10 protein-coding genes are annotated in these 15,591 nt (G+C 62.9%); 5 read left to right on the forward strand and 5 right to left on the reverse strand.

Annotated elements, in window-relative coordinates:
• Positions 1-120: 120 nt before the first annotated feature.
• From ANI01nite_RS01875 to ANI01nite_RS01885, 3 genes are all read left to right on the forward strand, one after another.
• Positions 121-873, forward strand: a complete 753-nt coding sequence (locus tag ANI01nite_RS01875; RefSeq protein WP_141355536.1) for an IclR family transcriptional regulator — start codon at positions 121-123, stop codon at positions 871-873.
• Positions 874-1,529: 656 nt separating this feature from the next.
• On the forward strand, positions 1,530-3,335 hold the full coding sequence (locus ANI01nite_RS01880) for a glycosyltransferase (protein WP_141355538.1): 1,806 nt from the start codon (positions 1,530-1,532) through the stop codon (positions 3,333-3,335).
• Between the two features lie 67 nt (positions 3,336-3,402).
• Entirely contained in the window at positions 3,403-4,194 is a 792-nt protein-coding gene (locus ANI01nite_RS01885; protein ID WP_141355540.1) for a CatB-related O-acetyltransferase, read from the forward strand.
• A gap of 74 nt (positions 4,195-4,268) precedes the next feature.
• Here ANI01nite_RS01885 and ANI01nite_RS01890 read toward each other — a convergent pair whose 3' ends face one another.
• Positions 4,269-5,138: a VOC family protein gene (locus ANI01nite_RS01890; protein WP_141355542.1), complete on the reverse strand. Its 870-nt coding sequence runs from the start codon at positions 5,136-5,138 to the stop codon at positions 4,269-4,271.
• A 127-nt stretch (positions 5,139-5,265) separates the two neighbouring features.
• On the reverse strand, positions 5,266-6,126 hold the full coding sequence (locus tag ANI01nite_RS01895; RefSeq protein ID WP_141355545.1) for a carbohydrate kinase family protein: 861 nt from the start codon (positions 6,124-6,126) through the stop codon (positions 5,266-5,268).
• Positions 6,127-6,274: 148 nt separating this feature from the next.
• Between ANI01nite_RS01895 and ANI01nite_RS01900 the strand changes: the two genes are divergently transcribed.
• Both ANI01nite_RS01900 and ANI01nite_RS01905 read left to right on the forward strand, forming a co-directional pair.
• Positions 6,275-7,981 (forward strand): AMP-binding protein, encoded by a 1,707-nt coding sequence (locus ANI01nite_RS01900; protein WP_141355547.1) that lies wholly within the window; start codon positions 6,275-6,277, stop codon positions 7,979-7,981.
• 354 nt (positions 7,982-8,335) lie between these two features.
• Complete coding sequence (locus ANI01nite_RS01905; protein WP_141355549.1) at positions 8,336-10,048, forward strand: AMP-binding protein; 1,713 nt, start codon at positions 8,336-8,338, stop codon at positions 10,046-10,048.
• A gap of 77 nt (positions 10,049-10,125) precedes the next feature.
• Here the strand turns inward: ANI01nite_RS01905 and ANI01nite_RS01910 are convergent, their stop codons facing one another.
• The 3 genes from ANI01nite_RS01910 to ANI01nite_RS17105 all read right to left on the reverse strand — a co-directional run bounded on the left by ANI01nite_RS01910 (position 10,126) and on the right by ANI01nite_RS17105 (position 15,250).
• A complete protein-coding gene (locus ANI01nite_RS01910) occupies positions 10,126-11,319 on the reverse strand; it encodes a hypothetical protein (RefSeq protein ID WP_141355551.1) in 1,194 nt (397 codons plus the stop codon).
• Between the two features lie 141 nt (positions 11,320-11,460).
• The gene (ffh, locus tag ANI01nite_RS01915) at positions 11,461-13,023 is read right to left on the reverse strand and encodes a signal recognition particle protein (RefSeq protein ID WP_073706346.1); all 1,563 of its coding nucleotides are present in this window, start codon (positions 13,021-13,023) and stop codon (positions 11,461-11,463) included.
• Positions 13,024-13,216: 193 nt separating this feature from the next.
• A complete protein-coding gene (locus ANI01nite_RS17105) occupies positions 13,217-15,250 on the reverse strand; it encodes a peptidoglycan DD-metalloendopeptidase family protein (RefSeq protein WP_170214530.1) in 2,034 nt (677 codons plus the stop codon).
• Between the last annotated feature and the right edge of the window lie 341 nt (positions 15,251-15,591).

Raw genomic sequence — 15,591 nt, forward strand, 5'->3', positions numbered from 1 at the left:
GACAAACCCTCCTTTAACTATAAACAATCGGTTCACTCAATGAACCGACGGTTCATTTTCGATTATTTGTAGGCTAGCTCACATTTTTAGGTCGGTCAACGAATCTTCTAGACTGCTTTCATGAGCACTCAAAGCGTGGTGAACGCCATACACGTCATCGAAGCGATTTCCAACTTCCAACCCGTAGGTTTGTCAGAGCTGGCTAGGACACTTGAGCAACCGAAAGCGACTGTTCTACGCGCATTACGAACCTTGGAAGAGCTCGGATGGGTAGAGCAAAGCGAAGCTCCTGCTTCGCATTGGTCCCTCACCTACCACGCTTACGCAGTCGCCGCCAGGACCGGAATGCGCCAAAACATTCGCGATTTGGCGCTCGCTCCGATGAGCGCGTTACAGGAAGAAACCTCTGAAACAATTCATCTTTGCGTTCCGGATGCGCGCAACATGGTCGTGGTAGAACGCTTAGACTCCTCACATACTTTGCGGGCCTTCATAGCGCTGGGAACAGCCCTCCAAATGCATGCATCCGGAACCGGGCTAGCTTTTCTCTCAGCGTCGGACCCCAAATTCATCGATGAGTATTTGTCTGGCCCACTTGAGGCACGAACTTCGAGCTCGTTGACCTCGCCTGCGAAAATCAGAGATGAACTTCAGGCTATTCGCGAACGTGGTTACTCGATCAACGTGGACGGGCGTAGCGAGGGCATCACCTCGTTGGGCGCTGCCATCTGCGATCGCTCGGGCGCACCCATTGGAAGCGTCTCAATCTCCGGTCCGACAAGTAGAATCACCGAATCACATTTCGAGGAATACGGTGAAAGCCTCGTTCAAACGGCCAAAATGATCACAAACCGTCTGTCCGGGACGCACTGACGCCCTTTGCGCCCGAGCATGTGCTGTGTTTAATTCTGGCAACAACAATTCGGGTCGTCGCCAGTAAGACCTAGCATTCCACCAAACGTGCAGGCAGTACTTTCCCCTTGTGCGATTGGGCTGCTCGAGAGCTGAATCGCCGAACGGCGAGTACAGCAAACAACGTACTTTAAGCGTCGCTCAGAGCTCTTATCCATGTCGTGGAACGAGAAAACGCATCTATTGATAAATTTCGCCGCTCGATAAGCGGCGGTCGGTCGAAGCCTTGGAATCTCGCATGGCAGAAATGTGATCTCGGTGCAGTAGTTCATCTTTCGTTTCAGTCCCTGTACGATCCTGCTTGCAGCCCCTGACAGTAACTAGGTAGACCTGAGTCAGCCATCCCACCGAATGACCTATCTAAATACCGCACCGCATTCATTCAATCTGGGTGGCTATAGTTGCCCTTCTTCCTCCGGACAACTTCCCGACGACGTCCGAGGGTCCGAATCGGAATCGAACCACGATACGCTGGGCAGATGACGCGGTGTGACCGGCACAACGGCGCATTCCCAGCGCCCGCCTAGCTTCACCGCGTAGGCTGAAATCTGGCGCGGGGTACTGCCTATCCTCGTGTGAAATTAACTTTCCTGTGGTCAACCTAAGGATCCTTCACCGTGGTATTCAAGGAACAGCATGTGGACGCCTATATGGTGACGTGGAAGCTGGAGCGCGAATTCGGCGGGATGACCACCGTCTGCACCCAGCGCGCGGCGGCTTTCGCCGAGCGCCATGGCTCGGCCGCTGTGATCACCTTCGCGCCGAATGCGCAGATTCCGCAGATCGCCGAAGAGCTCGTGGAACGCGGCAAGCTCTCACCGAAGGTCAAGGTGCTCAACCCCTATCTCTACCTGGCGGAGCACGACCTGCAGCCGCAGGAGCGCATCCCGGGCAGGAAAGCGGAACCCGCGCACCAGGACTTCACCCTCAGTGATTCCGTTCGCCATCCCGGCGGGACCGGCGTGTTCTGCGAGCACAGCGTGGCCGGTCCGGAGGGCGAGGTCAGGCAGACCGCCTACTTCCGCAACGACGGCACCGTCTTCCTGACCGATACGAAGTTCCACGACGGCAAGCACCGCCGCATCCTCGAGGCGTTCGACCGCACCGGAATGCTGGTGGCGCGTTTCAACAGCGCTGCATCGTTCTACCGCTATTGGCTTTCGCAGATCGTCGACCACCCGGATTCCCTGGTGGTCATCGACAGCAAATTCACCGCGGCCATGCTCGCCTCCTGGAAAACCGTGCATGTGCCCAAGGTGTTCGCCTTCCACAGCATTCATGTGGCCAAGGGACAGGATTTGGCCACCGGCAAGCTTTCCAAGGGCCACGGCCCGATCATCGAGGAACGCGCCAACTGGGATGCGTTCGTCTTCCTGACCCGCGCGCAGCGCCAGGCCTATGTCGAGCGCTTCGGGAATCCGGACTCGGCATTCGTGATTCCCAATCCGCTGAAGCCTTCGTTTCTCCAGCCGCCAGAACCCGAACGCGGCGCCACGGATTTGATCGTCGCCGGTTCGCTGACCCCCAACAAGAATGTGGCCGCCGCACTGGATGCCGTCCATGAGCTGTCGCGCCGCGGCAAGCATCCCACCTTGCACATCGTGGGCGAGGGCAGCGAGCGCGACGCGCTGGAAGTGCGGGCCGCCGAGCTGGGCTTGGGCGAGCAGGTGGTCTTCCACGGCTTCTCCGATCAGCTCCCCCGCCGCTTCGCCTCCTGCCTGGCCCAGCTGTTCACCTCGACCAACGAGGGCCAGGCCCTGGTGATCCTCGAAGCCCAGGCGCAGGGTTGCATTCCGGTGTCCTTCGACATCAACTTCGGCCCCGCCGACAGCATCACCGATGGGAGCAACGGCTTTTTGGTCCCCCATGGGGATATCCAGCTGATGGCGGACCGCGTCGAGCAGCTCATGGATGACCCTGCGCTGGCGGCGAGGATGTCGCAGCAAGCCCGCACTTTTGCCCGCGAGTACCAGTCTCGCGATCTCGTCTCGCTCTGGGAGGAAACCGTGTCCATCGCCAAGCTGTTCAAGAAGAAGGCCGCAACCAGCGACGTCCCGCATTTCGATGCGCGGCTGAGCGGCGTGGAATTCCCCGCGGGCCAGGGGCTGCAGGTGAAGGTGGAGCATCATGCGGACCTCGACGCCCTGTCCGCCGATGCCGTTTTCGAGCTGGTCTTCGTCAACCGCGGCAGCAAGGAAGAGCTCGCCTCGGTGCCCAGCACCGGCGTGGAGGGAGAACTGGCCTTCTTCGATGTGGATCCCCAGCTGCTGGGCGAGATCCCGGAGCAGGACACGGCAGTGGACGTGAACCTGCGCCTGCGGGTGGGCAAGGATGCTGAAGACAAGCGCCTGGGCCTGCCCGAATCGATGATCCTGCCTTACTTCACCACGCAGAAGAACCTCTCCTTCCGCCCCGAGCAGTAGCCGGCATCCAGCGCGTGCTCCGTGCCCATGGACAATTCTCCAAGCCCGCTTCGATAAACTCGATCGCATGCGAATCAAGATGTCCCAGCTGCGGCCGCTGCTCAAGAGCCACCGGATCCTCATGACGGTTCCTGGCATGAAGGATTTCGAGGACACCGGAAGCACCTACAACCCCGATGCCTGGGTCAGCTACGAGGAAGACCTCGCCTTGGATCCCTACACCACCTTCTGGGGCACCAGCGGAACAGCACTGCCGCGCATGGGAGCGTTCTCCTATACGCATTCGAAGCTCAACAAGGCCATCAGCGTCGGACGCTTCACCTCGATCGCCAAGGGCCTGTCGGTCATGGGTGCCAAGCACCCTTTGGAGTGGGCTTCGACCAGTCCGGTGTTCTACAACCAGCGGCTGCTGATGCAGACCTACTGCGCCGATCGCGGCGTGGAACTGGGCACGACGAAGTACAGCTACACGCCGGGGAAGATCACCATCGGCAACGATGTGTGGATCGGCGAGAAGGTCACCCTGGGCCATGGGGTATCGATTGGCGATGGAGCGGTCATCGCCTCGAATTCGGTGATCACCAAGGACGTGGCGCCATTCACCGTGGTGGGCGGGCTGCCGGCGAAGAAGATCCGCGACCGCTTCGATGCCCACACCACCGAAGCGCTGAAGGCCTCCCAATGGTGGCGGTACGCCCCGGAGGATCTCACGCCGCTGCAGGTGTCGGACCCTGCGGCCTTTGCCGAGCAGGTGCTTGAACGGGCAGCGGCCGGCACGCTGCAGCCCTTAGAAACCCAGCCGCTGACCGCCAGGCATATCGCCGAACACCTGGAGTCCCTGCAGTCCGCAAGCAACTGAACATGGGAATGCCCCGGGCGCTCGCCAATTTGGCGGGCGCCCGGGGCAATTAAGCTGTCGGGCCAGAGTCTGGATCAGCCCACTGCCACGCGCAACTCGTTGTTCCATGGGTCCTTGAAACGCAGCTCGGCGCCGGTATGGTGGTTCTCCACCTTGGCGAAGGCCAGCCGTTCGGCCAGCTTGCCCACCTCATCTTCGGTCGGGACGTTGATCAGCACCTCGCCCAGGCCCAGGGTGTCCTTGCGCGGTCCGGCGCCGCGCGAGTTCCATACATTCATCGCCATGTGGTGGTGGTATCCGCCAGCGGAGACGAACAGCGCCTGGTTGCCCAGTGCGGTGGTCTCGTCGAAGCCCAGGGTGTTGACGTAGAACTGGCGGGCGGTGGCGACATCGCCAACCTGCAGGTGCACGTGCCCGATATCGGCGGCGGCCTGGCGCTGTCCGGTGATGGCCTGCTCGTTCAGGTGCTCATTGAGGAACTTGTTCGGATCCAGGTAGATGGTATCCATCGCCACCTCGCCGCCGCTCCAGCTCCAGGTATCGCGCGGACGGTCCCAGTACAGCTCGATGCCATTGCCTTCCGGATCGGTGAAGTAGAAGGCCTCGGAGACCAGGTGATCCGAGCTGCCCACGAAGCGGCTCTGGTCGAACTGGGCCGCCGAGAGCACGGTGGCTGCCAGATCTGCCTTGGTGCCGAAGAGCAGTGCGGTATGGAAGAGCCCCGCTTCGTTGCGCGATGGCAGCTGCAGGCCTGGCGCGTTCTGCAGGTTGACCAGTTCCTGGGTGCCGCGGCCCAGGCGGGTGCCTTCCGCGGTTTCATCCAAAACAGCCAGTCCCAACGCCTGCTGGTAGTACTCGCTCATGGCCTTCATGTCGCCGACCTTCAGTTGCACGGCGTTCATGTGGGTGGTTGCGGCGAGCTTGTCTTCTTTGATCATGGTCATCTCCAGCGCCTTCTTTCCGATCAGGACTTCCTGTTGGCTATCACCCTACTCCAATTTACTTGATGTTTCAAGTAAATTCTCGTGTTCCGGTGATCACGCCATTGAACGCATCGGGTGCACCGCTCCGCTAGGCTGGCAACTGGGCGAGCTTCGGGTGCAGATGCCTGCTCGATAGCGCTGCCGCCGCACTGCTGGCAGCCGCCTCCATCGACGCCTGCACTGGCGCGCCGCGCAGCCGGGCCGCCAAGAATCCCGCCATGAAGGCATCTCCGGCACCATTGGTATCGACCACCTCGACCTTTGGTGCGGCCACTTCCCAACGCCGGCCCTGGCGATCCATGGCCACCGCGCCCTGCTCCCCCAGCGTGCAAATACCCAGACCGGGGCCGCGGCGCAGGCAACCGGCCAGCAGCTCCCACGGGTCACTGGTGGCATCATCGTTCATGAAAACCACAGATGCCGCGCCCAGGAATGGCTGATGGAACGAGGTAAAGCCATCAAAGTCATGCAGGTCGACCCACAGCGGCACGGCCGGCCCACGCAATCGCTCAATGACCCGCAACCCCAACTCGCTCAGATCAATCACCGCCAGATCGGCTTCGCGCACCGCGGCGCAAACGGCTTCGACATCCGCATCCGCGGGAGTGGACGGCGTGGCAAGATAGACCGAGACCCGCTGGCCGCCAGCCATGAGGTTAACGTGCTGCTCGGTGCTCGCGCTGGGCACCACCTGCAGGTTGATGCCAGCGCCCAAGAGCGCACGCCGCAGCGCACGCCCGGATTCATCGTCGCCCACCTGGGTAAAGAGCTCGGTGGCGACACCCAGCGAACTCAAGTGCAGTGCCTTGCCCGCAGAAGTGCCACCGACGGTACGCCATGCGCTGTTCGCGAGGAGTTGCTGGGGTCGGGGATCGGGCAGGTGGTCAAGCTCAACCAGCTGATTCCAGCTGGATGGACCACAGACAAGCACCTTGGGCTGCTGGCTCATGCACTAATTAAATACCCCCAGCCTCAGGTGATTCAAGACTTCGGTCGGCAACAACGCTTTCAAACCCTTGGACTTCCAAGTATATTGGCCAGTGATCCGCCTCACTCTATCGACGGGGCGCCATTGTCCACGCGAGGGAAGGTTAGTTGTGAGCGTTACCGATGAATTCAGAGCTGCCCGAGATCGGCTCCTGGAATTGCGCAACGATTACCAGCAGGCACGGGCCGAGTTCAGCTGGCCTCAGTTCAGTGAGTTCAATTTCGGCTTTGACTGGTTTGACCAGGTTGCCAAGGATCCGCAGCGGGCGGATCAGCCGGCGCTGATCATCACCGAACGAGACGGCAGCTCCATCAGGCGCACCTGGGCCGAGCTCTCCGAGCGCTCCACCCAAGTGGCCCGCTGGCTCGCCGACCAGGGCGTGAACCGCTCGGACTCCATTGCCATCATGCTCGGCAACCAGGTTGAGCTCTGGGAGTCGATGCTCGCCGGAATCAAGCTCGGCGCCATCCTGATCCCGTGCACCACGCAGCTGACGCCCACGGACCTGGCCGACCGGATCGATCGCGGCCGGATCCAATGGGTGATCACCAACGAGGCCGAGATCCAGAAGTTCGACACCGTGCCCGGGGACTACACGCTGATCCAGATCGGTGGCAGCGTGCCAGAAGAAAATCTCGACTACGCGAAGTCCCACCAGGCCGAGGCCAGTTTCCAGCTCGATTCCCCCACGCGCTCCAATGAAACGCTCTTGCGCTACTTCACCTCTGGCACCACATCCAAGGCCAAGCTGGTTGAGCACACCCATACGTCCTACCCGGTGGGCCACTTGAGCACCATGTTCTGGATCGGCCTGGAACCTGGTGATGTGCACCTGAATGTCGCTTCGCCGGGCTGGGCAAAACATGCGTGGTCCAACCTGTTTGCGCCATGGATCGCCGAGGCGACTGTTTTCCTCTATAACTATGACCGCTTTGACCCGATCGCGCTGATGAACCAGATGGACGCCGAAAAGGTGACCAGCTTCTGCGCGCCGCCCACCGTGTGGCGCCTGCTTATCCAGGCAGACCTGGGCGCGCTGGCCAATCCCCCGCAGAAACTGGTCTCTGCTGGCGAGCCGCTCAATGCCGAAGTCATCGACCAGGTCAACAAGGCCTGGGGCCAGGTGATCCGCGACGGGTTCGGGCAGACCGAGACCACGGTGCAGATCGCGAATCCGCCAGGCGAGCCGATCACCATCGGCGCGATGGGCCGGCCGATGCCCGGCTACGAGGTGGTGCTGCGCGATCCGGCCACCGGCGAGGAAGGCGACGTGGGAGAAATCTGTCTGGCCACTTCCCCGCGTCCGCTGGGCCTGATGAAGGGCTACTTCGAGAACGAGGACAAGACCAACGAGGTCTTCCGGGACGGCGTGTACCACACCGGGGATATCGCCGAGCGGGACGAGCGCGGCGTGCTGACCTACGTCGGGCGTGCCGATGACGTATTCAAGTCCAGCGACTACAAGATCAGCCCCTTCGAGCTGGAATCGGTGCTGATCGAGCACCCCGGCGTGGCCGAAGCGGCGGTGGTCCCGGCACCCGATGAGCTGCGGCTGACCGTGCCCAAGGCCTACATCGTCGCCTCCGGCGGGCACGAGCCGGGCCCGGAATTGGCCGAATCGATCCTCGCCTACTGCCGCGAGCACCTCTCGGCCTTCAAGCGCATCCGCCGGCTGGAATTCGCCGATCTGCCCAAGACCATCTCGGGCAAGATCCGCCGCGTGGAACTGCGCCAGGCAGAAGAACGGCGGCACACCGGCGATACCCCAGCTGGCACCGAATACCGGGATACCGACTTCCCGAAGCTCAAGGGGTAATCACTTCTGGCACCAGGGCGCTTTCCGGAGATGGGTTCGGCAGGCGCCCTGGTTTTTTCTTTGCCGCCAATGCACCTTGCGGATACTGGCTGCACGTCTGCGCCGAGGCCAGCCAATGACAACCACCGCCTGTCGGCACAAGGCGGCAGGCACCACCGCAAAGTTCGCAGAACGTCTTCATTCAGGCACTATGTATGCCTGCAGTGGAATTTGTTGGGCAAAATTTGCGAACTTCAACACTCTTACCGCGCATGATGTCGCAACAATTCGTCAGAACTGGGCACTGAAGTATATTGATTCCAGAAGACCGAAGAATTCTCTTGGGCGCTGGCGCCCATCATGCAAAGGACTCTAATGAGCAATACCGGCAAGTTCCGGGCAGCACGCGATCTGCTGCTGGCAGCACGCGATGACTACGACCGGGCCCGGGCCGAGTTCTCCTGGCCGGAATTCAACGATTTCAACTTCGCCTACGACTGGTTCGACCAGGTGGCCAAGGACCCGGCGCGGGCCAATGAACCGGCACTGATCCTCACCGAACCCGATGGCAGCTCCGCACGCTACAGCTGGGCCGAGCTCTCGCGCCGCTCCACCCAGGTGGCCCGCTGGCTCTCGGATGAGGGCCTGCAGCGCGGCGACACCATCATCGTCATGCTGGGCAACGAGGTGGCCCTGTGGGAGGTGATGCTGGCGGGCATGAAGCTCGGCGCGGTGATCATCCCGTCGACCACGCAGCTGGTCAGCGCGGATCTGGCCGACCGCATCGAGCGCGGCAACGCGAACTGGGTGATCACCAGCCATGACCACGTCGCCAAATTCGACACGGTCCCCGGGGACTACCGGATCGTCCAGGTGCGCGGCGAGGCCAGCGAAGGCACCTTGCACTACGGCAAGTCCCACGAGGCGCCGGCCGAATTCAGGCTGGACTCCCCGACGCTGGCCGATGAGAACATGCTGCTCTACTTCACCTCGGGAACCACCTCGCTGGCCAAGCTGGTGCAGCACACCCACACCTCGTACACCGTGGGCCACCTGGCAACGATGTTCTGGATCGGCCTGGAACCAGGCGACGTGCACCTGAATGTGGCATCCCCCGGGTGGGGCAAGCACGCCTGGTCCAACTTCTTCGGCCCGTGGATCGCCGAGGCGACGGTGTTCGTCTACAACTACGAGCGCTTTGATCCGCTGGCGCTGATGAACCAGATGGCGGTGGAGAAGGTCACCAGCTTCTGCGCGCCGCCCACCGTCTGGCGCTATTTGATCCAGGCGGACCTGGGCACCCTCAAGACTCCCCCGCGCAAGCTGGTCTCCGCCGGCGAGCCGTTGAATGCAGAGGTCATCGACCAGGTGCGCAAGGCCTGGGGCCAGGTGATCCGCGATGGCTACGGGCAGACCGAAACCACGGTGCAGATCGCCAATTCGCCGGGCACCGAAGTGAAGGTCGGCGCGATGGGCCGCCCGATGCCGGGCTACGCGGTGGAACTGCGCAACCCGACCACCGGGCAGCTGGCCGAAATCGGGGAAATCTGCCTGCGCCTCGATCCGGCTCCGGCAGGCTTGATGAAGGGCTACTTCGCCGATGAGGAGAAAACCGCCAAAGCGATGCAGGGCGGCGTCTACCACACCGGCGATATCGCCGAACGCGATGAGGAAGGCGTGCTGACCTATGTGGGCCGCGCCGATGACATCTTCAAGTCCAGCGACTACAAGCTCAGCCCGTTCGAGCTGGAGTCGGTGCTGCTGGAGCATCCTGCGGTGGCCGAAGCGGCCGTGGTGCCCTCTCCTGATCCGCTGAAGCTCTCGGTGCCCAAGGCCTTCGTGGTGCTGGCCGGCAACCTGGAGCCATCCGCCGAGGTGGCCAAGGACATCCTCGGCTTCTGCCGCGAGCAGCTGGCCCCCTACAAGCGGATCCGCCGGCTGGAATTCACCACCCTGCCCAAGACCATCTCGGGCAAGATCCGCCGCGTGGAGCTGCGCCTGGCCGAGGAGGAACGGCATGCGTCCGGCACCACCGTCAGCGGAGAGTACCGGGATACCGATTTCCCTGAACTGAAGGACCGCGGCTAGGACTTTGCGGCAAAGGCCAGCCCGGCAGGAAGCATTCTCGCTTCCTGCCGGGCTGGCCTTCGGTTTGCTGCGATTAGCTAGCGGCTGCGCTTGGCTTTCAGCGCGTCGACAATGCCCTTGCCCAGGTAGAAAGCGCCATCGGCATACCAAGCCAGCATCAGCAGCTGGCGCGCCGGCTTGGGCAGCCACCCGAAGCGTTCGCTCTTGGCCAGCACCAGGTGCACTGCCGCACCGGATGCCAGCACCGCTGCGCCTGAACCGATCAGCGCCTTGGGGTTCCAGTTGTGCCGGTAGAGCAGCCGTTCCAGGCCCTTGGCTTCGCGCTCCTGCTCGGCCAGGGCCGACTTGATGGTCTTGTACGGGCCGCCGGTGGTGATCACCCGGCGTTCTTCGGGCAGCGGACGGCCGGTGAGGTAGTCGACGCTGCGCGCATCGAAGCCCAGCAGCGTCAGCAAACGCTTGAGATCCTTCAAATCCCTGCTGCCGCGAGCCAGCTGCTGCGCCTCCGCGCGGTGGGCAGGATCCTCGACCAGCTGCTCGACGAGCTCCAGTTCCGTCTCGTCCCAGCCATGGAGCAGGCGATCCAGCTCTTCGAGGCGCACCGCTGCCGGGCTGCCCGCTTCCGGCTCCAGGATAACGGTGCGTTCCAGGTCCACCGTCATGGACATCGAGGAACCAAACAGCTCCAGCCGCGGCCCCTTGGCTTCGATGGTTGCGGTGATGACATTGCCAGTACGGTCCAGGGACAGGTACGGGCGGTTTGAACGCCCGATGCTCGGGGCATAGACCGGTTCCTTGGGCATGGCCATCAGCCCGGCGCCGGTCTCCCACACGGTGATCTCGTTCGTCTCGAAGCCTGCCGCGAGCACCAGCTCGGAGCCCTTGAGCTTCGGACCGTGCAGCAGCTCGCTGGAAGTGCCGTAGTCGCCGAGCAGGTCCTCATCCGGATTGGGCCCGTCGATCTCGTCCCCGTCCACCAGCACGTAGTCGGCACCGGTGGAGTTCTTCAGCTCGTGGACCAGCTTGGTCACACGCGAGCCCTCGCGCAGCTTGCCCTTGGCATCGATGCGGTAGAGCACCGCATCGCGGGCTTCGCTCACCGTGGCCACCTCGGCCATCACTTCGGTGGAATGCTCGCGTTCAACTGCCCCGCCGATGAATCCGAGCAGGCGCCGGTCGGCCAGCGCGGTGCGGATCAGCGCCGCCGCATCAGGCTTGTCGCCCATGAAGATGAATTCGAGGTTGAGGTAGTTGAACTCGGTTGAATCCACGGAGGCGGACCCCTTTCGCGGGTGGGATTGTCGTTATCTATCAATCATAGGTGGCGCTGTGCTGCGCAAAGGAAAACCGCGCCATGGGAACTGGTTCCAGTTCCCATGGCGCGGTCACTTCCCTGTACAGGGAATCAGGGCCTACTTCTTGCCCAGGTACTTCTCGAAGCCCGCTGGCAGGTTCAGGCTCGACGGATCGAAGTCCTGGTTGGCGCCTGCGCCGAAGGCGGCACCGCTCGGAGCTGCGGCCTTCTTGTTCTTGGCCTCCAGCTCGGCCTGCGCGGCCTTGGCCGGGTTGCCGTACTTCTGCTTTTTGCCCTTGCCCTTGGCCTTCGCCTTGCGGGCAGCGCCCTTGCCGGCACCCGGCATGCCCGGGATGCCGCCGCCGGCAGCCATCTTCTTCATCATCTTCTGCGCTTCGCCGAAGCGCTCCAGCATCTGGTTCACCTCGGAGACCGAGACGCCCGAGCCCTTGGCGATACGTGCGCGGCGAGAGCCGTTGATGATCTTCGGGGCCACGCGCTCATGCGGGGTCATCGAACGGACGATGGCCTCCACGCGGTCGATCTGGCGCTCGTCGAACTGCTCGAGCTGCTGGCGGGAGATCTGCGCGCCGGGCATCATGCCCAGCAGCTTCTTCATCGAGCCCATCTTCTTGATCTGGGCCATCTGGGCGAGGAAGTCGTCCAGGGTGAAGTCTTCCTGGTCGGCGAATTTCTTCGCCATGCGCTCGGCTTCGCCCTTGTCCCAGTTCTTCTCGGCCTGCTCGATCAGGGTGAGCACATCGCCCATGTCCAGGATGCGGCTGGCCATGCGGTCCGGGTGGAAGATCTCGAAGTCGTCCAGGTTCTCGCCGGTGGAGGCGAACATGACCGGCTTGCCGGTCACCGAGGCCACCGACAGGGCGGCACCGCCGCGGGCGTCGCCGTCCAGCTTGGAGAGGACCACGCCGGTGAAGTCCACGCCCTCATGGAAGGCCTGGGCGGTGTTGACCGCGTCCTGGCCGATCATTGCGTCGATGACGAAGAGCACTTCATCCGGGTTGATGGCGGCGCGGATGTTCGCTGCCTGGGCCATCATCTCGGTGTCCACGCCCAAGCGGCCGGCGGTATCGACAATCACGATGTCGTGCAGCTTGGCCTTGGCCTCGGCCACGCCGTCGCGGGCCACTGCTACCGGATCGCCGGTCGGGGTGTCGAATTCGGAGGAGACGCCCGGGTGCGGTGCGTAGACCGGCACTCCGGCGCGTTCGCCGTTGATCTGCAGCTGCTTGACCGCGTTTGGGCGCTGCAGGTCGCAGGCCACCAGCATCGGGGTGTGGCCTTCGGCCTTCAGGTGCTTGGCCAGCTTGCCGGCCAGGGTGGTCTTGCCGGCACCCTGCAGGCCGGCGAGCATGATCACCGTCGGAGGGTTCTTGGCCAGGTTCAGCCGGCGGGTTTCCCCGCCGAGGATGCCCACGAGCTCCTCGTTGACGATCTTGACGACCTGCTGGCCCGGGTTCAGCGACTCGGAGACCTCGGCACCCAGGGCACGTTCCTTCACCTGGGCCACGAAGCCGCGAACCACCGGCACGGCGACGTCGGCGTCAAGCAGGGCGCGGCGGATCTCGCGTACGGTACCGTCGATATCCGCTTCGCTCAGGCGGCCCTTGCCGCGCAGGTTCTTGAAGGTTTCTGTCAGGCGATCGGAAAGTGAATTAAACACGTGCCGGGCACTTCTTTCGATAGGTCTTGTGGTGCGCATTGGAAAATCGCACAGGACTCAACTCCCAAGAATATCAATAATCGGGCGCCGAACTAACCAGCTGTGCAGCGTTTCACCAGCAGCCTATGGCGCAACGCCGAAGCTGCTCCCCTCCAAAAGGACGGGAGCAGCTTCGGGTGCCAGCAGCCAAGGGCTACGGCTTGGCCTCGCTGGCAGCAGGCGCGGTGCCTGCCGGCGGCTGCGGCACCTTGGCTGGGGCGGCAGCTTCAGCCGGTGCGGGAACCGCGGCCTTCGGCTTCGGCTTGGCCGGTGCCGGGGCGGCTTTCTGCACGGCTGGCGCCGCAACTGGCGGCTTTGGCTTCGGCTTCGGTTTCGGTTGCAGTTTTGGCTTGGGCTTCGGTTGCGGAGCCATTGCGGCCGGCGCCTTCGCGACCTTCTTCGCTGCAGGCGCAGCCGCCGCGGCCGGAGCTGCCGGCTTGAGTTTGGCCACTGGCGCCTTTGGTTTAGCCGGGACTGCCGGCTTTGGCTTAGCCGGTGCTGGCGCCTTCTTCTTCGTCGGAACAGCCGCCTTCGGCTTGTCCGCGACTGCCGGCTTGGGCTTGTCAGCCGCTGGCTTCTTTGCGCTCTTCTTCTCTGGAGCAGCAGGCTTGGCCGGCGCCAGCTCCTTGGCTTTGGATGGAGCCTTCTGGTCCTTCTCTGCCTGCATGTCCACGATCTTCGGCTGGGCTACACCGATGATCTTTTCTGTCCCGGCCGTGGGCTCGGTTTCCTCTTCATGGTCCGAGGTGTCCGGGTTCCCCGTTTCTTTCTCCTGCTGCGGTTCGATACCCGAGTCCGGGCTCGGTTCAGGAGCTAGGGTCGGTTCAGCCGTTGGAGGTGCCTGGGAGGATTCCACCTCCTCTGTTGGATTCTCCGGGGCTGGAGTCTCCACGGCGGTAGGTGATGCGGAAGCGCTGGGTTGCTCCACTGGCCCAGTGCTTGGCGTTGGTACTGCAGTCGGCGCACTTGGAGTCGGTGCTGCCGTTGGCGCGCTTGGAGTCGGCGCGCTTGGCTCAGCTGGAACAGGAGTTTGCGTTGGCGAAGGCGTTGGCTGGGCCTTCGGGCGTTCGGTTTCCAGCTTCTTCGGCGGCTTAGGCGCCTTGCTCGGCTGCGGTGCCGCCTGCGTGGTTCTTGGAGACGGGCTGGTTTTCGAGTGATCCTTTTTCGGCTGGGTCTTGGGCTTGGCCGCCTTGGCCTTTTTATGGTTGCCGTCGGCAGATGGCTGCACCGGGTCAGCCTGGTAATGCTTCGCACGGGTTGGGCGTTCTTCGCCTGCTGAGCCGCGGTTGCTTGAGGTCCCGGAAGAATGCCCAAATGCTCCAGCAACCGATTGCTGGCGCAGGGCACTGCCGGCGTCCCCCGCAAATGGCCCGGCTGCAAGTACCGCTCGCCGTTGCCCGCCGGCCATCGGCAGGTAGTTGCTCGGATTCTGCCACTGCCCATTGACGATGACTTCGAAATGCACATGGCACCCAGTGGAATTGCCTGTTGTCCCGGACAACGCAATGACTTGGCCTTGGACTACGAATTCGCCAACGCTTACCAGCAGCAGCGAGTTGTGGCTGTATCCGGTCTGCACCCGATTCCCGTGGTCAATGGTGACCCGTTGGCCGGAATGGCCCGCCCAGCCGGCGACAATCACCCTGCCGGTCTCGCTGGCACGAACGGGCGAGCCGCAGGCAATGGGATAATCCTGGCCGATGTGGATTTGGTGCCCGGCACCTGTCGGGTTGGCTCTCCAGCCGAACGCACTGGAGATTTGCCGGGTGGCCACTGGGTGCTCCAGCAGCAGGCCGGTGCGCAGCATGGCCGGCCGGATTTCCTGGGACGCGGCAATCGGTGCGGGCGGCACGGTTATCCCCGTACTCGACGTTGCCGTCATGGCCGCTCGATGCTCGGCCACCTGTGCCACCGGGCCAGGCTCGGACCCGCCGAGCCTCTCAGTGCCAGATTTCAGGCCGGTGATTTCTATGCCGGCCACTTCGGGCATATCCGGTACGGTGACGACGTCGCTCCCGAGCAGCGGCCGGGATTCCGCGCTGAAGGCCACGGTGCTTGATTCGGCTCTGGCAGGCATTGCATCGGCCGCACCGGGCCACGCCAATGCACTGCTCAGGCCAAATGCCGCAGCGATAGCCAGTGCCCCATACGGCAGCCGGCGGCTGGTCCCCAAGACTCCGCGCGGCATAGAACTGCTTAAACCATGATGTTGTCGTTTCATAACTTGCCAGTCCCCCAAAACTGCAATTACTCAACAGAACCTCAGAATAGCCCTAGCGCGATGAATAATCCATGGCTAGTTGAAGGCTTTTGCAACGGCGGGGATGATTCCGCGGAACACCGTTCTCCCGCGGCACCGTCCCAGCCGTGCCGCCATCACGGGAATCCGGCATCAAATCGTTGCAATTCCGACGCCTGCTCGTCTTCCGGCGAGCGCTGATTCCACCCGGGATTCCCGCCTCGATTCGGCGCGTTGCCGATAACTAGCCGGCTGACGGAAACCCGGAATTCCCTGGGCGGGCAATGTCG

The sequence above is a fragment of the Glutamicibacter nicotianae genome, from assembly GCF_006539525.1.
Lineage (GTDB): Bacteria > Actinomycetota > Actinomycetes > Actinomycetales > Micrococcaceae > Glutamicibacter > Glutamicibacter nicotianae.